At 61.8% G+C, this 21745-nt stretch carries 15 protein-coding genes; 8 read left to right on the plus strand and 7 right to left on the minus strand.

What is annotated here, in order from left to right; genetic code table 11:
- Positions 1–95: 95 nt before the first annotated feature.
- The 6 genes from ROTMU0001_RS08710 to ROTMU0001_RS08740 all read left to right on the plus strand — a co-directional run bounded on the left by ROTMU0001_RS08710 (position 96) and on the right by ROTMU0001_RS08740 (position 7179).
- Complete coding sequence (locus ROTMU0001_RS08710) at positions 96–824, plus strand: queuosine precursor transporter (RefSeq protein WP_044143872.1); 729 nt, start codon at positions 96–98, stop codon at positions 822–824.
- A gap of 107 nt (positions 825–931) precedes the next feature.
- The gene (locus ROTMU0001_RS08715) at positions 932–2386 is read left to right on the plus strand and encodes an amino acid permease (RefSeq protein ID WP_005509265.1); all 1455 of its coding nucleotides are present in this window, start codon (positions 932–934) and stop codon (positions 2384–2386) included.
- Between the two features lie 233 nt (positions 2387–2619).
- Positions 2620–4125: an amino acid permease gene (locus tag ROTMU0001_RS08720; RefSeq protein WP_005509266.1), complete on the plus strand. Its 1506-nt coding sequence runs from the start codon at positions 2620–2622 to the stop codon at positions 4123–4125.
- 346 nt (positions 4126–4471) lie between these two features.
- Complete coding sequence (locus tag ROTMU0001_RS08730) at positions 4472–4996, plus strand: acyl-CoA thioesterase (protein WP_005509268.1); 525 nt, start codon at positions 4472–4474, stop codon at positions 4994–4996.
- Positions 4997–5108: 112 nt separating this feature from the next.
- Positions 5109–6230, plus strand: a complete 1122-nt coding sequence (locus ROTMU0001_RS08980) for a hypothetical protein (protein ID WP_005509270.1) — start codon at positions 5109–5111, stop codon at positions 6228–6230.
- 229 nt (positions 6231–6459) lie between these two features.
- Positions 6460–7179, plus strand: coding sequence for a hypothetical protein (locus tag ROTMU0001_RS08740; RefSeq protein WP_005509272.1), 720 nt, complete (start codon positions 6460–6462; stop codon positions 7177–7179).
- Positions 7180–7328: 149 nt separating this feature from the next.
- On the opposite strand, the gene ROTMU0001_RS08745 is transcribed toward ROTMU0001_RS08740, so the two are convergent.
- The 5 genes from ROTMU0001_RS08745 to ROTMU0001_RS08765 all read right to left on the minus strand — a co-directional run bounded on the left by ROTMU0001_RS08745 (position 7329) and on the right by ROTMU0001_RS08765 (position 12914).
- The gene (locus tag ROTMU0001_RS08745) at positions 7329–7838 is read right to left on the minus strand and encodes an SRPBCC family protein (protein WP_005509277.1); all 510 of its coding nucleotides are present in this window, start codon (positions 7836–7838) and stop codon (positions 7329–7331) included.
- A 32-nt stretch (positions 7839–7870) separates the two neighbouring features.
- Positions 7871–9181, minus strand: a complete 1311-nt coding sequence (gene tgt, locus ROTMU0001_RS08750; RefSeq protein ID WP_005509278.1) for a tRNA guanosine(34) transglycosylase Tgt — start codon at positions 9179–9181, stop codon at positions 7871–7873.
- Positions 9182–9295: 114 nt separating this feature from the next.
- Positions 9296–10234 (minus strand): Dyp-type peroxidase, encoded by a 939-nt coding sequence (locus tag ROTMU0001_RS08755; protein WP_005509279.1) that lies wholly within the window; start codon positions 10232–10234, stop codon positions 9296–9298.
- 102 nt (positions 10235–10336) lie between these two features.
- Positions 10337–11599 carry a glycoside hydrolase family 76 protein gene (locus tag ROTMU0001_RS08760; RefSeq protein WP_005509280.1) on the minus strand — a complete coding sequence of 421 codons (1263 nt, stop codon included), beginning with the start codon at positions 11597–11599 and terminating at the stop codon, positions 10337–10339.
- 163 nt (positions 11600–11762) lie between these two features.
- Complete coding sequence (locus ROTMU0001_RS08765; RefSeq protein ID WP_005509281.1) at positions 11763–12914, minus strand: pseudouridine synthase; 1152 nt, start codon at positions 12912–12914, stop codon at positions 11763–11765.
- 570 nt (positions 12915–13484) lie between these two features.
- Here ROTMU0001_RS08765 and ROTMU0001_RS08770 point away from each other — a divergent pair.
- Positions 13485–14069, plus strand: coding sequence for a TetR/AcrR family transcriptional regulator (locus ROTMU0001_RS08770; protein WP_005507171.1), 585 nt, complete (start codon positions 13485–13487; stop codon positions 14067–14069).
- Positions 14070–14350: 281 nt separating this feature from the next.
- On the opposite strand, the gene ROTMU0001_RS08775 is transcribed toward ROTMU0001_RS08770, so the two are convergent.
- Entirely contained in the window at positions 14351–19936 is a 5586-nt protein-coding gene (locus ROTMU0001_RS08775) for a DEAD/DEAH box helicase (protein WP_005509282.1), read from the minus strand.
- Positions 19937–20083: 147 nt separating this feature from the next.
- On the opposite strand from ROTMU0001_RS08775, the gene ROTMU0001_RS08780 reads away from it, so the two are divergent.
- A complete protein-coding gene (locus ROTMU0001_RS08780; RefSeq protein ID WP_005509283.1) occupies positions 20084–20671 on the plus strand; it encodes a malonic semialdehyde reductase in 588 nt (195 codons plus the stop codon).
- A 142-nt stretch (positions 20672–20813) separates the two neighbouring features.
- Here ROTMU0001_RS08780 and ROTMU0001_RS08785 read toward each other — a convergent pair whose 3' ends face one another.
- Positions 20814–21743 carry a DUF4232 domain-containing protein gene (locus ROTMU0001_RS08785; protein ID WP_005509284.1) on the minus strand — a complete coding sequence of 310 codons (930 nt, stop codon included), beginning with the start codon at positions 21741–21743 and terminating at the stop codon, positions 20814–20816.
- Between the last annotated feature and the right edge of the window lie 2 nt (positions 21744–21745).

Raw genomic sequence — 21745 nt, forward strand, 5'->3', positions numbered from 1 at the left:
AGTAGCGCCCTGCATAGCGCACTCACCCACCACACGTGAGGGCTCGTACCCTACGTGAAGAAACACATCGCATGAAGAAAGACTTGGGGAAAGTAATGGCTAAACCCGTTAGCGAATCTAAGGCTCAGACGAGCACCGTCAAGGTGCCCTGGGCTGGTCGCCGCGGCTACTTTGATCTGCTGCTGGGCGCATCCTGCGTCATCCTGATCATTTCGAATATTGGTGCAACTAAGGGCGTGGAGTTCGGTCCGCTGCCCTTCGAACTGCCCCTCATTGGTAACACCATCGTCACCGACGGTGGTTTCTTCCTTTTCCCTCTCGCCTACGTTATTGGCGACCTTCTTTCTGAGGTGTACGGCTTCAAGCGTGCCCGCCGTGCGATTGTGGCCTCCTTCGCCTCAGCCGCTTTTGCTGCCCTGTGCTTCCTGCTGATCGTGCACCTGCCCGCTGCGAGCTTCTACACCGGCCAGGAGGCGTTCGCGCAGGTTCTCGGCCCGGTCTGGCAGATTTTTGTGGGCTCCCTGCTCGGTTACCTCTTCGGTCAGACCCTGAACTCCTGGGTCATGGTGGCAATGAAGAAGGCAAGCAAGGGCCGTTTCCTGTGGCTGCGTATGATCGTCTCCACCCTGGTCGGTGAGCTGCTTGATACCGTCATCTTCTGCTCCATTGCGGCACCGGTGCTCGGCATCGACACCATGGAAGCATTCATCAACTACGTACTGATCGGCTATATCTACAAGTGCCTGGTCGAGGTGCTCCTCATGCCAATCAGCTACCCGATTATTGGTTGGTTCAAGCGTCACGAACTCGAGTACGTGGCATAAGCTAACCTCCTGACAGCTGATGTGCAGAGCCGCCCGGCCCAACGACCGGGCGGCATTGCCATTTCAGCTTTATTCAATACACAGCATGTCTAAGAAAGAGATACGTTATGTCTAAACTGCAGGGGAACACCCCCGAGCAGTCGGAGAAGAACGACTCGTTGAATCGTTCCCTCTCCCACGGCCAGCTGACCATGATTGCGATGGGCTTGGCGCTGGGTACGGGCCTGTTCCTGGGCTCCTCCTCCGCCATTAAAATTGCGGGCCCCGGCGCAATCCTCTCTTACGCTATTGGTTCGATGATTGCGGCAACCATTGCTGCGTGTGCGGGTGAAATGTCCGTGCGTCACCCCGTCCAGGGCGGTTTCGGCACCATTGCGAGCCGATACCTGAACCCCTTTAGCGGCTACCTGACTCGCTGGGCGTATTGGGCGTGCACCGTGCCGCTGGCTGGCGCTGAGCTGGTGGCGGTTGGTCACTACATGGCGTACTGGTTCCCGGACGTTCCCCTGGCTGTGTTCGTTGCTCTCTTCGGGGCGATTATTCTGGTGCTGAACCTGGTGAGCGTGAAGTCCTTCGGCGCCCTGGAGTTCCTGCTCTCTTCGATTAAGGTTTCTGCCGTCATCGTGTTCATGGTGATTGGTGTACTGCTGGTGTTCGTGGGTCTGCCCGGTCACACCGCTGCGGGTACCGCAAACCTCGTGAACGACGGCGGCTTCCTGCCTAACGGCCCGGCATCCATCTGGATTTCGATGGCTGTTGTCATGTTCTCCTTCGGCGGTGTGGAAATGATTTCCCTCTCCGCAGCGGAGGCGAAGGACCCGGCACGCTCGGTGGCAACCAGCGTGAAGGCAATGATCTGGCGCCTGTCCACCTTCTACGTGGTGTCCATGGCAATTATTCTGTGCCTGGTGCCCTGGCAGACCGCCGCACAGAACTCGGAGCTGACCGAGTCGCCGTTCGTGCTGGTCTTCTCTGAACTGGGTATCCCCTTCGCGGCGGACATCATGAACTTCGTGGTGCTTGTTGCTGCGCTCTCTGGCGCTAACGCCTCCCTGTACGCGGCAACTCGCCTACTGCACGCCCTGGGCTCTGACCGCATGGCTCCCGCAGTGGCTGCCCGCACCTCCTCGCGCGGCGTGCCGGTCGTGGCTCTGCTCATCTCCTTCACCGGCGTTGTTGTGGCGACCGTGATGGCTGTTGCTAAGATTGGCGACATCTTTGCCCTGCTCATGGCGCTGGTGACCCTGTGCATCCTGGTCGTGTGGATCATGATTCTGCTGACCTACCAGGCGTACAAGAAGGATCAGAAGGACGCCTCCTCCTTCACCGTGCTGGGTGGCCGCGTCACCGCAGGTCTGGCTCTGGCGGGTGTCCTGGCGACCCTGGCGGCAATGTTCATGCTGCCCGGCTCGGGCGTTCAGGAATCCATCATGGTCGGTATCATCTTCTTCGTGCTGATTTCTATTGGCTATGCCATCTCGTCGAAGGTTCAGGGCGGTTATGAGCGCCCCGACCTGGACGCGATGCACGCCGACGAGAACACCAACGCGGCACAGCACTAAATAGCGTGAAAGCCTCGCTAGGCTAAAACATAAAAGGCGCCGGATGGGGGGAGCACCCCCGTTCGGTGCCTTTTCGCTTCTGTACTCTAGACGGCGCCGTTCTGAGCGATGTGAGTGTGCCCGTAGAATAGTTAACTATTCGTACCCGTCAACGCGGCTAGAAGCCGCAGAAGCCGGGTGCGAGCACACATTGCACATCACGCCCCTAAGGCGTACTGACGGAAGGCACCTTCGTGTCCCACAACGACGATACCCGCAGCCACGCTGCAGCGGGGACCGCCGGATCGCGCACCCTGAAGCGTTCTCTGTCCCACGGACAGATGACCATGATCGTGATGGGTTCCGCGCTCGGTACGGGCCTCTTCTTGGGTTCGGGCACCGCCATTGCGATGGCTGGTCCCGCGGTCATTCTCACCTACGCTATTGGTTCTGCGCTCGCTTCGGTGATTGGCGCGGCAACCGGTGAAATGGCGGTTCGCTACCCTGTCCGCGGCGGTTTCGGTACTATTGCTACCCGCTACCTGGGCCCCTTCGCGGGCTTTTTGACTCGCATCGCATACTGGACGGCAACTGTTCTGATTGCTGGCGTTGAGCTGGTGTCTGTGGCGACTTACCTGAATTATTGGTGGCCGCAGCTTCCGCTGTGGGCGGGTATTGCCGCGTTTGGTGTGGCGCTGATTGTGCTGAACCTGACCAGCGTGAAGTCTTTCGGCATGCTGGAGTTCTTCCTGTCTTCGATTAAGGTCATTTCGATTATTGCCTTCCTGCTGGTGGGCCTGTGCCTGATTTTCTTCGGTCTGCCCGGTCACGCTGCGGTGGGTACCGCAAACCTCTTCAACGATGGCGGTTTCATGCCGAACGGCCTCCAGTCGGTGTGGCTGTCGCTGGCTGTTGTGATGTTCTCCTTCGGTGGTATTGAGATGATCTCGATCTCTGCTGCGGAGGCGAAGGACCCCTCCCGTTCGGTGCGTTCCTCGGCGAAGGCGATGATGGTTCGTTTGGCGACCTTCTACGTGCTGGCGGTTCTAATTGTTGTGGCTGTTATTCCGTGGCGTTCGGCATCGGGTCTGGGCGACGCTGTGGAGGCATCCCCGTTCGTTCTGGTCTTTGAACAGCTTGGTGTTCACGGTGTGGCACACTTCGTGAACTTTGTGGTGCTGATTGCGGCACTGTCGAGTGCGAACGCGAACTTGTACGCGGGTGCGCGTCTGCTGCACTCGTTGGCGGCTGACGGTATGGCGCCTCGCCAGCTGGCTCAGGTGAACCGCGCTGGTGTTCCGGCTCGTGCGGTGTGGCTGTCGACCAGCGGCATGGTCATTGCTATTCTGCTGGCTTTGTATAGCCCGAAGGAAGCGTTCCTCTCCATGATTTTTGTGATTATGGTGTGCGCGCTGACCGTGTGGGTTCTGATTCTGTTCGCCTACATCGTGTACAAGCGTGTTGAGCCTGCAACCAATGGTTTCCGCCTGTGGGGTGGCCAGTTCACCGCGGCGGTTGGCGTTCTGCTGCTCTTTGCGGTGTGGGTTGCGCTCTTCATGGTGCGCGGTTCTATGGTTCCGGCAATTGTGGGCGTGGGCTACTTTGTGGTTCTGAGCCTGCTGTACTTTGCTCGTATCCGCCACACTCACATGATTGATGAGCAGACCTTTGTTGAGGCTCAGCAGGCAACTGCCGAGTATGACGCCATGAAGTACGACGCTGATCATGCCCTGGAGACTGCGGCTAAGCTGGGCCGTTAAGGTTCTGTAGCTGCCGGGAGAGCCGGTGTTGGGGCCTGCAGAGACTCCAACACAGTAATAAACGAAAAATACGGAAAATTTCTGGAATTCCTCGTAATAAAACCGTAAAAATGCAGTTGGCCCTCAGAGTGGGGTCTATCATAGACAGTGAACCGTATGATCTTGTATGCGTTCAAATGTCTGTGTGTTGGATGAGGCTCGAAAGCATCGTAGCTTTCGAGCCTCATCGCTTTAACTACCAAATATATTTCTAGCCCCCGAATCATCATCAGCTGATTCATTTGCTGTACCTTGCGGATTCGTACGAATAGTCCCCTCACAGCGGTGGGGGAGTAGAGTTAAAACCATGCAAAGCCACGAAAAAAACCGCGAAAACACCCCCGAAAAGACCCCCGCCTCTGAGGCCGGTACCACCGACGAACTGCTGGTGCACGTACCCGCACGCTGGGGCGATATGGACGCCTACGGGCACGTCAACAACGTTGCCATCCTCTCGGTCATGGAAGAAGCCCGTGTGGCGCTCTTCGGCCCGCCGCCCTCCTCTGGGCAGAAGCCCACCGTGGCACCGCAGCCTCCGATTCCGCTTTTCGACCTGGTTGCCGAGGGCGTGCAGGCGCTTATTGCCGAGCACGGCATCCGCTACCTGGCTCAGCTGCCCTACACCGGTGAGCCCGTACCCGTGCGCCTGAGCGTGGAGAAGGTCAGCGCCGCATCCGTGCGGATTGGCTACTCGATTCTCTCCCCGGTGGACGGCCGCGAATGCGTGCGTGCCTTCACCGTGCTGGCGTTCTGGGATTCCGTGGCGGGGCGACTGACTCGACTCAGCCCCGAGCAGCGTGAACTGCTGAGCTCCTACCTGCCGCAGAAGTAGGGGTAGATACCGGCGCTCCGCTGTAATAAACCGAATCTTGAACGGGGATAAGCGTATGCTTTAAATACCTTCTGCAAAGGGTGCAAAAGGTTCATTCCTGGGAGAGATAACGATGTCGTTCCACCACACTCAGGCAGGCCCCGCCGATTGGGGTCGCCGCACGATGCGCGCCACCGGATGCGCCGCCGCCCTGCTCCTCGCTCTGACCGGCTGCTTCGGCGGTTCTCAGAGCGAAAACTCCTCGTCGACCCCCAGCCCTTCCAGTACGGCTAACCACTCGAAGTACCCGCTTCCTTCCTCCACCGCGTCCCCGACGCCGACGAAGAAGACCGAGCCGACCGTCACCGAGACTCAGGCACCCGCCCCCAGCGAGAGCGCCGAGGCGAAGGCGTCCGAATCCTCCGCACCCGCTGAGGCGAAGGCAAACCCCGTCGCAGCAGCAACCCCCACCGGTGACACTCCCCGCGCGCCCGAAAAGGTGGAGGCTGAGCGCGCCTCCGCCGGCGAGCGCTGCGGACACATCGGACGCAAGGGCTACCTGAAGACCGGCGCGGAAATCATGGTGCTACGCGGTACCGTGGACTGCGCCCACGCCCTAGACGTGCTGACCGAATACGTCACCACCCCGCGTGCCGACGACAACCTGACCCAGCACCAGGTGGCGAAGGTTCAGGACGCCACCTGCTACTGGAACCCGCAGTACGAGATGGCTGAGAACCGTCGTGAGGATCGCGGCGCCCCCGAATGCACCATTGGCGAGGATGTCGCTTTCGTGGCTCGTCTGGAAAACCCGGATGCTCCCCCGATTCCCTTCCTCATGGAGCCCTCCTACTACGATTCCGGTGCCGGCTACTACCGCTTCAAGAGCGATGACGAGCGCACCCTCTGCGAGCTGAACCCCGCGGACGGAACCCTGGTGTGCGAGCGCCGCATCGGCGAGCAGACCGGCAACGGTAACGGCGCGGTCGGTCGTACGTTTGCCGGCCCGGTGGAGGTAACTCGCATGAACTTCAAGACCGGCGCCAGCGAGGTGAATACCGTGAATGAGTCCTCGGCTCTGCATGCGGAAACCACCACCGCAAACACAAAGATGATGCACGCCTTGGATGTGGTGACTGTGCCCGCTGCTGAGGGTAAGCAGCTGACCTGCTTCGGCGAGATTGAGACTGGCTCGATGACCTGCCATGACGGAAACGGCCACACTATTACGGTGGGCGGCAGGCACGAAGGCTAAGTGTCCGCGTCAGAATTATTGAGTTGCTAACGAGCTATCAATGAGCTGTGAATAGCTAAGGAGGGGCTCCCCGCACTGCCGGGGAGCCCCTCTTATTGCGCTGTGCCTCTACCCGCTGTGTCCTAGCGGGGGCACCCTGCGGGTTCCTAAGATGCCGTATAGCTAGCTCACAGGTAGCGTCTTTAGAATACTGGTTAGGAACCCGAACCGATGACGCAGAAAGGTCACCATGCATCCGGCACAGAAGCACTCTACCCAGACTTCTACCCAGGCTCGTTCTACTACGCTCCGCACCGCTAAGCGCTACAGCCCTGTGGCGCTCGGTGCCACGCTCCTGCTGGCCCTGTCGGCATGCTCCGGAGGCGCAACCACCGCCTCCCCGAGCGCTACCGTAGTCCCTAGCCCCAGCGCTACGAGCGCGAAGGCAACCGCCACCCCCACCCGCACCGCAACGGTCACTGAAAGCACCCCGACTGCCGGTACCGTGCACACCCCCACCGCGGCGGCTACCGTGAGCCCCGGAACCATCACCACCGCAAGCCCCACGGCGACCGCGCAGGCGAGCGCGGCGTCGAGCCCTTCCGCATCGGCTAAGGCGAATACTTCAGCGAGTGCAGTGGCGAAGGCGTCGAGCACCGCAAGCCTGTCCAGCTCGGATGTTCAGTCTGCGGGCGGTAGCTGCGGCAGCATGGACGCTACCGGCTACCTGAAGCACAATGCTACGGTTCAGGTGGCCTCGGGTGCGGTGGATTGCCTGTTTGCGCGTGAGTTGATCCGCCAGTTTGTGGTGCAGAACCCCGCCGAGGTGACCGATAAGGCGAATGGTGAGCGTACCGTCATGTCGGCGCGCTGCTACTGGAAGCCGGGCGACGGCGCGGATCGTGCGACCCCCGAGTGCGTGTCCCTGGATGGTGGCAGCACCGTCATTACCGTGAAGCTGACCAACTAGTTTACGACTCACACCCGGCAGGGCACACCCCAGAAGGAACCCCCCCCGCAAAGCACGGGTGTTAAACACAAGCGCCGCGTTGACGAATCATTCGTCAACGCGGCGCTTTCGTGTCTCGAAGCTATCTCAAGCAGCTGGCGCGGCGGGTTTTAGAGCTCCCCGTGTGCGCGGGTGGCGAGCACGTCATCCAGGCGGGCGAAGGTCGAACGCCAGGTGGTGCGCACCTCCTCGTGGACCGAGGCGGGCATGGGACCAATCTCAATGACGATGCGGGTACCGGAACCCACGCCGTCGGCGGTAATCACGGTTTCGGGGAAGAAACGGTGACGCTGGTACACCAGCACGCTACCGGGGTTGCCCAGGTGGTCGGGCAGCTGCTCGGCGTATTCGAGCTCCTTGAACGGTTCAATGCTCAAAAAGCGGCTCTGCAGAATACAGGACACCGAGGGGTCAACCTCGTTGATCATGGACAGGCGCTGCATGCCGCCGACGACAGGCTCCACGACAACGTCGGTGGGGCGCACGTGCCAGCCTGCGGGGCCGTACCAGCGGACCAGCAGTTCGGGGTCCAGGTAGGCGCCGAAGACGTCCTCGACCGGGGCTGCGATCTCGTGGTCGAAGACGAGAAGCTCCTCATCGGGAACATGAGTGATGCTCATAGGGTTCTCCTTAAACGGGTTGAAGAGCGGGTTTAGGGCTTCTTGCCGGAGTAGTAGTTGCCGAGGAACTCGTCGCGGTACTCGAAGTAGGTGCCGTCCTTGATGGCTTCGCGGGCGTCGTCCACCATGCGCACGATGAAACGCTCATTGTGGATGGAGGCGAGGGTCGCCGCCAGACGCTCATCCGCCTTGAAGAGGTGACGCAGGTAGGCGCGGGTGTAGTGGGTGCAGGTGTAGCAGTCGCAGCCCTCGTAGATGGGTGAGAAGTCCGCCTTGAAGCGCGCGTTGGTGATGTTGTAGCGGCCGGTGGGGGAGTAGACGGCGGCGTTGCGTGCCACGCGGGTGGGGGAGACGCAGTCGAAGGTGTCTACACCGTTCTCGATGCCGACGAAGATGTCGTCGGGTTCGGAGATGCCGAGCAGGTGGCGGGGCTTGGATTCGGGCAGCTCTTCGGCGCACCAGCGCACGATGGTGCCGAGGTTTTCCTTCTCGAGTGCACCACCGATGCCGAAGCCGTCGAAGGGCATAGAGCCGAGGTCCTGACATGCCTTGCGGCGCAGGTCCTCGTACTGTGCACCCTGAATGACGCCGAACAGCGCCTGGTAGGGCTTGCCCACGCGCTCAGTGGTCAGGCGCTGGTGCTCAGCGATGCAGCGCAGCGCCCACAGGCGGGTGCGTTCGAGCGCCTCCTCCTGGTAGCCGCGGGAGTTGTAGAGGGTGGTCAGCTCGTCGAAGGCGAACATGACGTCGGCACCGATCTGGTGCTGAACCTGCATGGACACCTCGGGGGTGAAGCGGTGAATCGAGCCGTCAATATGCGACTTGAAGTTCACGCCGTCGTCGTCAATGTGGGCGAGGCGTTCCTTGCCCTTTGCCACGTCGTCGTCACCGAGGGGGCGGCCGTCGGCGCCCTTAGCGCCCGCGACGGTACCCATGTCGATCACCTTCTTGAAGCCGGAGCCCAGGCTCATGACCTGGAAACCGCCGGAGTCGGTGAAGGTGGGGCCGTCCCAGTTCATGAACGCACCCAGGCCGCCTGCCGCGTCGAGGATTTCGGGGCCGGGCTGCAGGTACAGGTGGTAGGCGTTGGAGAGCAGAGCCTGAGCGCCGAGCTCCTTCATGGATTCGGGCAGGACCGCCTTGACGGTTGCCTTGGTGCCCACGGGGGTGAAGGCGGGGGTCTGGATCTGTCCGTGCGGGGTGGTGATGACACCGGCGCGTCCGCGGAACTGTCCGCCGTTGGCTTCTACACGTTCAGCACTGGGGGAGGCGGTGTCCGCCAGGCGGCTGGTGAGGGTGAAGCCAAAGTCCTCGGTGGGGAAAGAGTTATCTAGAACGCTCATTCTTCTCTCGATTGTTTGCTTTCCGTCTGAATGTCTATACCCTAGCCTACCGGAAAACCCCGCCTCTCTTGCCGGAGGCGGGGTTCACGAGAATTTAGCTGAGGGTAGCTGATCTTAGCCTGCGAAGTCGCCGAGCATATCCACGGTCGGCACGAAGAAGAGGGTGCCGGTCACCGCGGTGCTGAAATCCAGCAGACGGTCGTAGTTAGCGCCGTCCACTCCCATGAACATGTTCATGAGCATCTTCCGGACGGTCGAGAAGGTGCTGGCGTAGCAGATGAAGTAGGTGCCCAGCTCGTTGTTACCCACGGTGCCGAAGGGCATATTGTCGCGAATAACCTTGAAATCGTCACCGATATTGGCGATAGCGGAGTGCGAGTTGGCGGGCTTCTCGTCCTCGCTCATCTCGATGTCGTCGTGCTTGGAGCGGCCGATGACCTTCTCCTGCTCGGAGACGGGCAGACTATTCCACGCGGTCATGTCGTGGATGTACTTCTGCACGAACTGGTAGCTGCCGCCCTTGTACATGGGGTCGCTGTCACCGATGATGCCGAAGTATTCGCGTGCCGCGGGGGTCTGCGGGTTCTCGGTGCCGTCCACAAAACCGATGATGGAGCGGCCGTCCCAGTAGCGGAAGCCGTGCACCTCATCCAGTACCTCAGCAATATCGCGCAGAGCCGCGGTAATAGCGGACGCCATATCGTAGGCGACGGACGGCTGGGTCGCGCGGATGTGGAAGTGCAGATCGCCGGGAGTGGACACCGCGGTGTGCTTAGGGCCCCTAATCTCCTCGAACTCCACGAGCTCTTGCGGCAGCGGCTTGGGCAGATCCAGGGTCAGCCACGCGCTGTGGCTGATACCCAGTACAACGCTGGCGTTCTCGGGCGAGTAGCGGTTCGCGGCGGTGTGGTTGAGGTTAATGACGAGCCCGCAGAGGTTCTGGAAAGCCTCGATGAGTGCATCGTGAGCAATGTCTTCCTTGAACTTCCACACCATGAAAATGGTGTTAGCGTTCGGGCTGGCAGTGACCTGTTGTGATTCTGGTGCAAACATAAAACTCACCGTACGCCCGTGTGTACGCCCCTGCAATGAATCTAGCCCTAACCTTCTGCACTGAACGGAGAAGATTAGGGCTGGGAATATAAAAGCCGTGCTTTAGAAGCCGTGGGAGGCGAGGTGCCGCGCATGCGACAGACGCGCCGCCGTCTCAAAAATAGTCCACGCCTGCACCTGAGCGGACAGCTCCACCGGCGCACCGGGCTTCACAACCTTGCTCATCGGCTCGGTGAACCGCGGGGAGAACTGCACGAGCGCCTTACCGCGAATCTCATTCGGGTCAATGTCGTACTCATTCATCGGCAGGTCGGGGTCGAACTCGCGGCGACCCTCCCACAGGGCGCGTGCGGTCGAGTACACCAGGGTCGAGGCGAGCGCTCGCGCCTCATCACTGAGCAGCGGCGAGGATGCCGCCATGCCCAGGTAGCGCACGAGAATGCCGGTGAACAGGCCGCCGTCGCCGTCACCGTGAGAGATGAGGATGCGGCGGCGCGCACCGGAGAGGAACTCCACCTCTTCGGTCATGTGCTTGACGATGCCGACGATGAGGCGCTCGGCGCGCTCGGCGGGGTCCACCTCGCAGGGCACACCGGAGGCCGCCAAACTCAGCAAGGCGCCCAGGGCGGTTCCCTGGTTGTAGGTGAATTCGCTGCGCTCGTACTCGTACTCGTCGCCGCGCACGTTCACGCCGTCAATATAGAGTGAACGTTCTGCATCCCAGAGGGTTTCGTTCATCCAATCCATGAGCGCGGCGGCAGTCTTCGGGTCGCCCGCCCGCACATACGCCAGAGCAGTCGGCGCGGTCGCCGCAGCATTCACAAAATCACGCTTGGACTTGCGCCAACTCATGCCACCCACCGGGGAGAAACCCTTCGCCAACTGCTCAAAGAGGGCCGCGCCAGCATCCTGGGCGGCAACATCATTCGCGCCGGTCAGCTCAATGCAGAAGGAGTTCATGCGGCCCACCGCGAGGGTCAGCCACGCCATATCGTCAAAGTAGTCGTTCGCGAAGCGGCCGTAATTACGCACGTTAATGCCGCGCAACAGCGCGCGGGCACGGTGTAGCTCCTCCTGGGCGGCAGTAATATCGCCCTCGCGCAGGTGACGCTGACCGGCATCAATCACACAATCCAGCAGGTGCGCCTGCCACCAGTAGTGCCAAGCGTTCAGGCGCTGGCTCAGCGGTCGCGGGTCGGGCACCTGCACCGAACCGATGAGGGCGCCGGGAACGCCAAGAATACGGTGCACGAAGGTGTCGGTGACGCTGGCGGCTGCGGCAGCGGCATGCGAGGAGGTGCGCTCGGCGTACTCGCTAATCGACTCCAGAGACTGCGCGTTGTGGGAAGACGGCTGGGAATTCATGGACCCTCTGTAGTTGCGGTGAAGTATTACGTCTGAAATTATCCCACTTTTTGCCCTCTGAACGCCCGAATACTGTGGGCGGGCTCTCGGGTGTGATTCCTTTTCAAGAGCCCGCCGAGAACATGCACCGCAGGGAACGGAGTGAACGCCACTCAAAAACCGGTTAGGAGGCGGCAGTCAGCGAACGCCCGCTGTACAGATCCACTCGCTCGCCGGTGATGGGATGCTCAAAATGCAGACTGTACGCCAGTAGTTGCAGTGGGTACTCGGGGCGGTCTGGCGCGTCGGGTAGCACCTGCGGATAGAGCACATCGCCCAGAATGGGGGAGCTGAGCATATTCAGGTGCGCCCGCAGTTGGTGCGTTTTGCCGGTGTGAGGCGCCAAATCATAGAGCGCCCATTCTCTATTCGGTTCCGCGCGCCAACCAGCAACCGCCTGCGCGCTCGGGGTAAAAGTCCGCAGAATCTTCGCGGTCGTCAGCGTATTCGGCTCCACACCCTGCGCCGCGCACTCTTGCTCAGAAAGCTGCTGAACCTGCAGCTGATCACGAATCTTCTGAATATGCGAACGCACCTGCAGGCCCTCCGCACTCAACGCCTGCTCGGCGGCGGCAGCATCGGCGGGAACCGGCGCCACGGCACGGTAAGTCTTCGACACCTGACGGTGCTGAAACATCATCTGGAAGGGGCGGCGCGCCTCTACGGTCTTGGCAAAAAGCAGCACGCCCGCGGTCGGACGGTCCAAGCGGTGAATCGGAATCAGCAGCGGGTTCTGCTCACGCACCCGCAGCTTGGTCAGCGCGGTCTGCGCAATATAGGCGCCGCGCGGGGTGGTCGGCAGAAAATGCGGCTTATCAATCGCCAACACGTGCTCATCCTCGTAGAGCACCGGCATGTCAGAGGGTAGCTGCGGCTCATCCGCAAGCTCACGGAAATACCAGATGCGCTCACCCGGCATATAGGGGCTATCGCCGGTCAGGATCGTGCCGTCGTCCAGGCGCACCTCACCGGTATTAAAGCGGGCGTGAATAATCTGCGGGTCGTTCGGGTAGAAGCGCGTAATCAGATAGTCCGCAATGGTTGCCGGAGCCGTGCCATTCGGGGTGAGTTCAGCCGGGAGCTCCTCCACGCGCGGCAGGATCAGCTGAATTGGGTCGATACCGTTCTTCTGAACCAGCGGAGGGGTCAGTAGGCGGCGGTGTGTGCGGCGTGCCGGTTTCGCTTGGTAGGCAGCAGGCTGTATTCCCTGCTGTGTTTTGGGCTGAGAGCTGGGCTGTGAGCTGGGTTGTGGGCGTGCGGTGTTCTGTGCGGGCATGGCTCTACTCTACCGCCTGCGCGGGGTTGGCTCGGAGGCAAGCTGGAGGCGTACTGAGTGAGTTGGGCTGAGCTACGTGCGGGTGGAAATATTGCCGTGGGCTTGGGTGTGGGGTTGCGGAAGACAGTTTTGTCTGACACTCATGAATGTTTGTGCGAATATGTGGAACAGAAAACGAAAACTTCACAAATTTTTGAAATTATTGGACATTTAATTTAAAAAAACTACATTAATTTTACAAAAAACAGCGTTTAAGTGCGGTATTTTCGAAAATGCTGTCAAATCATAAATCAATAACCCTCAATTTAGCCCCTTTGGTTTTTCTAAGTATAAAAGATGTAAAGCAATTAAAGACATGCTAACCTGGGCACCCTACGTCATAAACGCCTTAATAAAGGCTGAAAGTAGCCTTAAAGCGGTACGATTAAGACACAGAAGTTCGATATTTCGAACGAAGGGGTCGAAATGGGACAGAAACAGCGCAAGGATGCAGAGGTTAAAGGAACACTCCCAAATACAGCGGTGCAATCGGACAATTCCAAAGCACCGGAAAATGCGATAGGAGAGGTTATGGAACATTCACAAAAGAATGCGGAGCCTCGCACCGGTGCCCTGCGTATGGAGCCGCACGAACGCGAAGAGCAAATTCTGAAAATCGCTGCAGAACATTTCGCTCGCCGCGGCGTGCTCGGTGCCTCCATGAGCGCTATCGCCCGCGATGCAGGCATTACCCGCGCCCTGCTCTACCACTACTTCCCCGGCAAGGACTCCCTGGCGGCCGCTGTCACCCGACGCGAAGCCAACGCAGTCCTTGAGGCCCTGGGCGAGCATCACGAAAACCCCGAAGAGGCGTTGCGCAATGCGCTACGCACGTACTTCCTCGTTGTAGCCGGCGTTCCCACCCCCGGTGGGGAGGACTTCCCGAACAACCCTACCGACTACCTCGAATGGATGCTTGAACGCACCGGCATGCCGATTAATGACCGCACTCGCGTCATCCTCGGAGGCTGGTTGCAGCTCGTTGACTACTTCGCCATGCACGTCGTGCAGCTCAACCCCCGCGATCAGCGCACCGTTCGCTCCCGCGGGCTCGGGCTTGAAGAAGCTATCGACCTGTGTCTGGGGGCCGTGGACACCCTCACCGGCGGCTACTAGCCACCTGTCACCCTAAGAGGTAACAGGTCAGCGTAGGACTTCCCGCTCCGATGTTTGGTTATGTGCTCCACGGCAAAGGCGACGTGGACATCCGGGCGGTTATTCCTCCGCTACGCCGCTTGCGACGTGGTGGACTCCGGGAACACCACCCGGTTCGTGAGTAGGGAAACATAATGCCCCGCACCCTCTTCCATGAAGGTGCGGGGCATTATGATGCTCAGGTTGAGGTTAAAGGAATTGATTTAATCTTATGTTGAGCTTGAGGCTCTTTCTGGAGAGGGCTAAATGGAACGGCGCAGCGACAGTCCGCGAACCGTCGCGTAGAACCCCTGCGCCTGCAGTGCCGCACGCAGCGCCTCCACCGGATGCTCCATAACCTCGCCGCCGGAGACACTCAAGGTATGCGTGCCCAAAAGCTCCACATCGTTAACCTTCTCCACCGAAATCTTCTCCGCACCACCGGCGGACACCAGGCGAGCCAGGGCGGGGGCCGCCGCCTCCAGAAGTACCGGGTCGGTGGTGAAAGCCAGCAGGGTCTTCGCGCCACGCTCCACGTACAGCACCGGTGCGCCGTCCACCAGCACCACGCAGGCACCCGCCTTGCGTGCCGGACGGTGCTTCACAGTCCCCTCGCCTTCGTGTGCAAAGGAGGGAATCGCGGGCCAGCTCAGCGCCGTACCGTACGGGTTCGCCGGGTCGGTCGCCGCCAGCAGGGTCACCGTGAATGTGCCGTACACCTGTTCGGTATCGGTACGCTGCGGGGCGTAGGCGCTCGCACCAAAACCCTGTGTCGCACCAAAACCCTGCGAACCTGCGGGAATACTGAGGCTATCGGCGGTAGAACGCAGTAGATCCACCGTCGCCGGGGCGGCGAACTGCGCCGCACCCAAACCCTCAATAAAGTAGCCGCGACGCACCAGCGCACGATCCTCAGCCGCCGAATAGATCCGGTACAGCTGCGAGAACCCACCGGCAGAATCCTCCACCTGCAGGCACCCGCGAGTCAGCACACCGTAGCGGTCCAGCAGCAGGTCGGCGCGTGCGAGCGCCGTAACCGTCGCCTCCACAGGCTCCTGTAGTAGTGTGTCTACGCGCGAGAAGCGGCCGCTGTCCTGCGGGGCAACGGCGGGAGCGACGGCATGGAGCCCGCCGCGCAGGGAACGCAGACCGCGCCCGGCGGCAGGCGCAGAGTAGCCGCTGGAACCATAGCTATCAGCACCGTAACCGCCCGCCAAGCCGTTACCCATGGAGGCGCGCGCCGCCGCAATACGCCCCGCACCGCGGCGGCCCACCCGCGTCAGACGCGCAGGGGTCGCCGGAGTCGGATGCGCACTGCGGACACCCGCAAGCATCGCCCGAACCGGCGCGAAACTATCGTTCGTCACCGCACCAGCCCACACCAGACGCCACAGAGCCGCCGAAATCTCCGCCGTATCCGGGAAAGTCACCACCTGACCGGCGGGTGCAGCCGCACTCATCAGCTGCGCCACCCGCTCACGTAGCGCCGGCACGAACAGGCCGCCGTGAGCCAGCGCCTCATAGATGGCGTGCTCGAGCGTGCCCGGAGCCTGCAGTGCCTCCCAGAGCTCGGGGTTCTCCGCGCGCAACAGCTGCTCCGGGTAGTCCTCACCCAGAGTCAGCGAGGAACTCTCGCTCAAATGCAGGCGAATCCAGCCGTCAGACTTCTGCGCGCTACCGCCGCCGAGCTGCCCGGCGCCGGTGAAGAACACCCTGCCGCTTGCCATCAGCTCGTCCAGCATGTGCGGCTGGTAGCCGGGCACGCGTGCCGGAAGAATCAGCGTCTCCAGCGCGGAAGCCGGTACGCGCACACCCGCCAGCTGGTCGATGGCGGTGAGCAGATCCTCCGTGGCGGAGGCGGAATCCTGTCCTGTATGTTCTGCGCCGTGCTCAGCCAACGGGTTGGGTGCCGCTGTGCTGAGGGGTGCCACCCTCTCGCCCATCACCGTGGCGGCGCGGCGGGAGGGTATGAACGCACCGTAGGCGCTCGCCTCCGGCAGGGTCTGTGCAACCCGCACGGATAAAGAACGAACGTTCTGCCACGAGGGTAGGAATACACCATAGACCTGCGCCGATACCGGCTCAATCTCCTCACGCAACGCCGCCAGAGAGCGGGCACGAATCGTGCGCAAAACCTGCGCATCCACCCACTCAACACCGGCAGACCCGGGAGTGCGCAGCACCTCGGGCAGGAACTCGCCGGAGCTCAGGCGGCGCTGTTGCTGAAGACGCTGCAACACCGGAGTCAGCACGCCCACGCCCACCGGGGTCAGGCGTGAAAAATGCTCCGCCGCCTGCTGCGCCGTGAAGGGAATATGGGTGCGCGCATAGCGAGAAACCAGATCCTCCAAAGGCTCCGCGACCGGCTCCAACAGGATGGTAGGAAGCGCCGCGGCGGGCATAATGCCCAGCCCATCGCGCAGACGCGCGGCATCCTCAACCACCGCATAGTACAGCTGCGGCTTGGCGGAACCGTCGGCAGCTCCCATGTCGGCTGCTCCCATGAACGAGAAGGCACGGCGCGAGCGTACCAGCTCCTCCGCCAGGGCGCGCGCCTGATCCGTGCTGGCATGCGCGCCGTACTCCTCGCCGTAGTTTTCGGAGTCCTCGGACTCGCCGAAATCTTGAGAACCGTGCGGCGCAGATTCAGCCCGCAGGTTGTCGGCACGCAAGCGCAGACTCAACTCCCGCGCGCTCAACGGACCCAGCTGACGCAAAAGATCCGCCACGCCCTCCACACCGCAGGCACGGTAACGCTCACCCGTGCGCTGCAGACGCTGCTGAGTCTGCACCAGAACCGCCGGATCCAGCAGGTCACGCAGACCGCTCGAACCCAGCAACTCAGCCAGCAGCGCCGGGTCCAGCGACAGCGCGGCAGCGCGACGTTCGGCGGCGGGTGCATCGCCGTCGTAGAGGTGCTCGGCAACGTACTCAAAGAGCAGGGTGCGCGCAAAAGGCGAAGGATCGTTCGTCTCAACCTCCAGCATAGACACCGCCCGAGACTGCAACGAACGGTGCACCTGAACCAGCGCCGGAACATCGTACACATCCTGCAGACACTCGCGCGCCGTCTCCAAAAGCACCGGAAAATCAGGGTATTTACGCGCCACATCCAACAGCTGCGCCGCACGCTGACGCTGCTGCCACAGAGGGGTGCGCTTACCCGGATCACGGCGCGGCAACAGCAGGGCACGCGCCGCATTCTCACGGAACCGAGACGCAAAAAGCGCCGAATCGCCCACGCGTTCGGTAACAATCGCCTCCAGCTCGTCCGGGTCGAAAAGGAACAGGTCAGCGCCGGGCGGCACATCCTCCATCGCGGGCAGACGCAGAATCAAGCCGTCATCACTCGCCATGACGGAGGCGTCCACCCCGTACCGCTCTTCGATGCGGGCGCGCACCGCCAGCGCCCAGGGTGCGTGCACCCCGTAGCCGAGCGGCGAGTGCAGGACCACGCGCCAATCGCCCAGTTCGTCGCGGTGCCGCTCCACAATCATGCGGGTGTCGGAGGGGACCGCCCCGGTGGATTCGCGCTGCTCACGCAGGTAGGCGAGCAGGTTATCGACTGCCCAGGTGTCCAGTCCGAGCTGTTCGAGTTGCTGGCGGGCGGCGGCGCTATCGGTGGCGTCCAGGCTGGAGAGGGCGCGCGTGAACGCACCCGTCTGCACGCCCAGGGCGTAGGGGCGGCCCATGCGGTCGCCGTGCCAGAAGGGCAGGCGTGCGGGCTGACCGGGTGCGGGGGAGACCCGCACCGCGTCATGCGTAATTTCTTCGATGCGCCAACTGCTCGCGCCGAGGGTGATGACCTCGCCGGCGCGGGATTCGTACACCATTTCCTCGTCGAGCTCACCCACACGCTTGGGGCCGCGCTCCTCATCGCCGCTGACCAGGTAGACGGGGAAGAGCCCGCGGTCGGGAATCGTGCCGCCGCTGGTGACGGCGAGGCGCTGCGCACCCGGGCGGCCCTCAATACTGCCGGAGGGCGCCTGTTCGGTGGGGGTGCGATCCCAGATGATGCGCGGGCGCAATTCAGCGAATTCGTCGGAGGGATAGCGTCCGGCGAGCATTTCGAGTACGGAGTCGAAGAGGGCGCGCGGCAGTTCGGCGTAGGGTGCGCTGCGGCGTAGCGCCTCGTACCAGGAGTCCACGCTGATGGGGCCTAACGCGCAGGCGGCGACGGTCTGCTGTGCGAGTACGTCCAGGGGGTTAGTGGGGATGGCAAGCGGCTCGAGGGTTCCGCTGCGCATGCCGGCGAGGGTGACGGTTGCGCCGAGCAGGTCGCCGCGGTGCTTGGGGTAGAAGAATCCGCGCGAAATTTCGCCCACGCGGTGTCCGGCGCGACCTACGCGCTGCAGTGCGGAGGCAACCGAGGGAGGCGCCGCCACCTGAATTACGAGGTCCACGTGGCCCATGTCGATGCCCAGCTCCAGGGAGCTGGTGGCGACCACGCAGCGCAGGGTTCCGCCCTTGAGCGCCTCCTCGATGAGGGTGCGCTGTTCCTTGGACACGGAGCCGTGGTGCGCGCGGGCGAGCGGCGGCACCTCGGCGATGTCGCAGATGCCTGCCGCATAGTCTTCGGGGTTGATTCCCTGCTTTGCGAGCACGCGGCGTAGATGAATATCGTTGAGTGCCGCGGTGAGCTTTTCTGCTAGTCCACGCGAGTTAACGAAAACAATCGTAGAACGGTTGTTCTCAATATGGTCGACGATGCGCTCCTGTACGCGCGGCCAGATGGAGGTCTCCGGGCGCTCGCTATCGGGGGTGTCTCGCAGCGCCTTTTCGTGCAGCGCCTTTTCGTGCAGTGCCCCTTCGTGCAGCGCTCCCTCACGCAATGCCTCTTCCGGGATGGTGAGCGTATTTTTGGGTGCGGCGGTATCGCCCTGTCGCGCTGGGTTTCCTTGCCCCGTTTCTTGCGCGGGTTCCTGCGCTGGGTTTGCCTGCCCGGGGAATACGCCAATGGCATCTTCCAGCGTGTAGGGTGCGCTCGCCGGGGTGCTTGCTGCACTAGAGATAGGCTGTGCCGCACTTACCGGCGAGCTCGTAGAAGCTGAGCCTCCGCCTCCCTGCATCTCTGAGGACGCGTAGAGTCCTTGCCCGTAGTCGTTGGCGCCTCCGAGTGCCGCCATGTCGGGTACGGGCACGCTCAGGCGCAGGTCCCATTCTTTGGCGACCGGATGGCTCATAATGGTCACCGGCTGAATGCCGCCGAGGAAGCGGGCGACCGCCTCCGGATTTTCGACGGTTGCGGAGAGCCCAATGCGCTGTGCGGGCTTTTCGAGGAGCGCGTCGAGGCGTTCGAGGGAGACCGCCAGGTGTGCGCCGCGTTTTGTGGCGGCGAGGTTGTGAATCTCGTCCACGATCACGGTGGTGACGCCCGCGAGGGTGTTGCGGGCGGCGCTGGTGAGCATGAGGTAGAGGGATTCGGGGGTGGTGATGAGAATGTCGGGCGGGTTGCTGATGAGTTGGCGGCGTTCGCGTGCGGGGGTGTCGCCGCTGCGCACGCCCACGCTGATGTTCGGTTCGCCCGTGTTGTTTTCGCTCAGGCGCGTGATTCCAGTCAGTGGTGCGCGTAGGTTGCGTTCGACGTCGGCGCCGAGTGCCTTGAGTGGCGAAATATAAAGGATGCGCGTGCCGCCCGCGGTTCCGGCTTCGTATTCGCGGTGCAGGGCGTCGAGTGCCCAGAGGAAGGCAGCGAGGGTTTTACCGGAGCCGGTGGGGGCGATGATGAGGGTGTTGTTACCGTTGCGGATGCTCTCCCAGGCGCCTTCTTGGGCGGCGGTGGGTGCGCTGAAGGCGGCGCGGAACCAGTCGCGTACGGGGGCGGAGAAGTGGGAGAGTGCGTCGGTCATGTATCTATTATGGCGGGGTTTATGGTGTGCGCCTCTTGAATTGTTGGGGGTTGGGGGAGGAAGATGTGCTTGACAGTGCCTTTACAGAGTATGTAATGTTTTACCCGTAAAGTAATTGACTGAGAAACAACCCAAAGGAGCCCCACCATGACCCGCCTGACCGAAGAACAGCTCATCAGCCTCTTCCACGAGCCGCGCACCGTCTCCTCCTTCACCGAGGAACCCGTCACCGACGAGCAGCTGCGCCGCATCCAGGAACTGACCTTCTATGGCCCCACCGCCTTCAATAGCCAGCCCCTGCGCATCACCTGGGTCAAGAGCCCCGAGGCGCGCGAGCGCCTCGTCGCACACCTGGTAGACGGCAACAAGGCTAAGACCCAGGCGGCACCGGTGACCGCAATCCTCTCCGCAGACGCGAACTGGGTAGAGCACGCCGACACCTTCAACCCCAACGCTGCCGGCTTCATCAAGGGCTTCTACACCACCGAGGAGCTTGCCACCCCCGCCGCCGAGCTGAGCGCTCACCTGCAGGCAGGCTACTTCATCACCGCAATCCGCGCCCTCGGCCTGGACGCTGGCCCCATGACCGGCGCAGACTTCGCCGGCATCAAGAAGGAATTCTTCGCGGACAACGCAGAGATCCCCTTCCTGATCGTCAACATCGGCCACGGCGAGGCTCCCGCATACTCGCGCGGTGCACGCTTCAGCCACGATGAGGTTGCTCGCTCCCTCTAAGAGTGCGCGCCTACGGCATGACTAAAGCTAAACCCTAGATTTAGGCTTATAGACAGTTCAAGGGCGGTTCCCCATCACGGGGAACCGCCCTTGAACCATATGTGCGTTATACGCGCCGGTTTCTTAACCCTGAAATGCCGCGTTAGCGGGCACCAAACTGACCCACCGACAGCTGCGGAACAGACGAGGAACACGCGGTCGTATCCAGCGGAACAATCACGCCACCGGAACCGGAGGGAAGACCCACCAGGAAGCCCTGAACCGGGCGGCTACCACATGCGTCGCCGAAGCGTGCCGGGTACACCGAACGCAGTACCGCGGTGGTGCTATCGCCGGGGTTGAGGGTCACGCCCGCAGAGTTCATGTACTCATCAGAGGTGGAAGCCTCACGACCGACCCAGGTGCCCGAAGGACCCGCATGCACCACGCGCGGGTAGCCGCGCAGGGTGCAGGAAGAATCCGAAGAATTCTGGAAGTACAGGGTGTAGTTTCGGGCGCCGGGGGAGCCATCTCCAATGGACACCGAAATGTTCAGGTCGTCCAGATCGCACTGGCCGGGGCCTTCAGCAGTGTTGTTGGAGGAGTTCGAAGAACGATCCGAGGAATTCGATGAGCTCGACGAACGTGAAGACTCCGAAGAATGGGAGGATCCGTTCGACGAATGAGAATCCGACTGTGAAGACGAGTTTGAGCTCTTCTGGGAATCCTGCTGAGAATCTGCAGAGTCGTCTGACTTGTTCTGCTCGGAACCCTCTTGGGAGGACCCAGAAGAGTGAGAGTCCGAGTTCTGCTTCGACTCGTGAGTCTCAGTATGGGAATCGGAGTGCTCAGAGGAAGAGCCGTGGTTCTCCGCCTCGGGGGAGTTCACCACGGTAATAGAGCCCGGGGTCACCGAAGAGGTAGCCCCGTCGGAGGCTACTCGAATCGTGCCGGGCTTGACCGAAGCCGAAGCACTCGGCTGCGCCGAGGTGCCTTCAGCTTCCTGACCGGCCTGGGACGCGCCGCATCCGCTGAGCGCTAGCACGCCGCAGAGGAGGGTGGTTGATGCGAGTACCTGAGCCGATTTAAACATGA

The sequence above is a fragment of the Rothia mucilaginosa ATCC 25296 genome, assembly GCF_000175615.1.
Classification (GTDB): Bacteria; Actinomycetota; Actinomycetes; order Actinomycetales; family Micrococcaceae; genus Rothia; species Rothia mucilaginosa.

Bases quoted from the DNA above. Each gene is read 5' to 3' on its own strand.
- ROTMU0001_RS08780 (WP_005509283.1), top strand. From the start codon at position 20,084: ATGACCCGCCTGACCGAAGAACAGCTCATCAGCCTCTTCCACGAGCCG.
- tgt (WP_005509278.1), bottom strand. From the start codon at position 9,181: ATGAGCGTTCTAGATAACTCTTTCCCCACCGAGGACTTTGGCTTCACC.
- ROTMU0001_RS08765 (WP_005509281.1), bottom strand. From the start codon at position 12,914: ATGCCCGCACAGAACACCGCACGCCCACAACCCAGCTCACAGCCCAGC.
- ROTMU0001_RS08730 (WP_005509268.1), top strand. From the start codon at position 4,472: ATGCAAAGCCACGAAAAAAACCGCGAAAACACCCCCGAAAAGACCCCC.
- ROTMU0001_RS08980 (WP_005509270.1), top strand. From the start codon at position 5,109: ATGTCGTTCCACCACACTCAGGCAGGCCCCGCCGATTGGGGTCGCCGC.
- ROTMU0001_RS08785 (WP_005509284.1), bottom strand. From the start codon at position 21,743: ATGTTTAAATCGGCTCAGGTACTCGCATCAACCACCCTCCTCTGCGGC.
- ROTMU0001_RS08715 (WP_005509265.1), top strand. From the start codon at position 932: ATGTCTAAACTGCAGGGGAACACCCCCGAGCAGTCGGAGAAGAACGAC.
- ROTMU0001_RS08760 (WP_005509280.1), bottom strand. From the start codon at position 11,599: ATGAATTCCCAGCCGTCTTCCCACAACGCGCAGTCTCTGGAGTCGATT.
- ROTMU0001_RS08770 (WP_005507171.1), top strand. From the start codon at position 13,485: ATGGAACATTCACAAAAGAATGCGGAGCCTCGCACCGGTGCCCTGCGT.
- ROTMU0001_RS08740 (WP_005509272.1), top strand. From the start codon at position 6,460: ATGCATCCGGCACAGAAGCACTCTACCCAGACTTCTACCCAGGCTCGT.
- ROTMU0001_RS08775 (WP_005509282.1), bottom strand. From the start codon at position 19,936: ATGACCGACGCACTCTCCCACTTCTCCGCCCCCGTACGCGACTGGTTC.
- ROTMU0001_RS08755 (WP_005509279.1), bottom strand. From the start codon at position 10,234: ATGTTTGCACCAGAATCACAACAGGTCACTGCCAGCCCGAACGCTAAC.
- ROTMU0001_RS08710 (WP_044143872.1), top strand. From the start codon at position 96: ATGGCTAAACCCGTTAGCGAATCTAAGGCTCAGACGAGCACCGTCAAG.
- ROTMU0001_RS08745 (WP_005509277.1), bottom strand. From the start codon at position 7,838: ATGAGCATCACTCATGTTCCCGATGAGGAGCTTCTCGTCTTCGACCAC.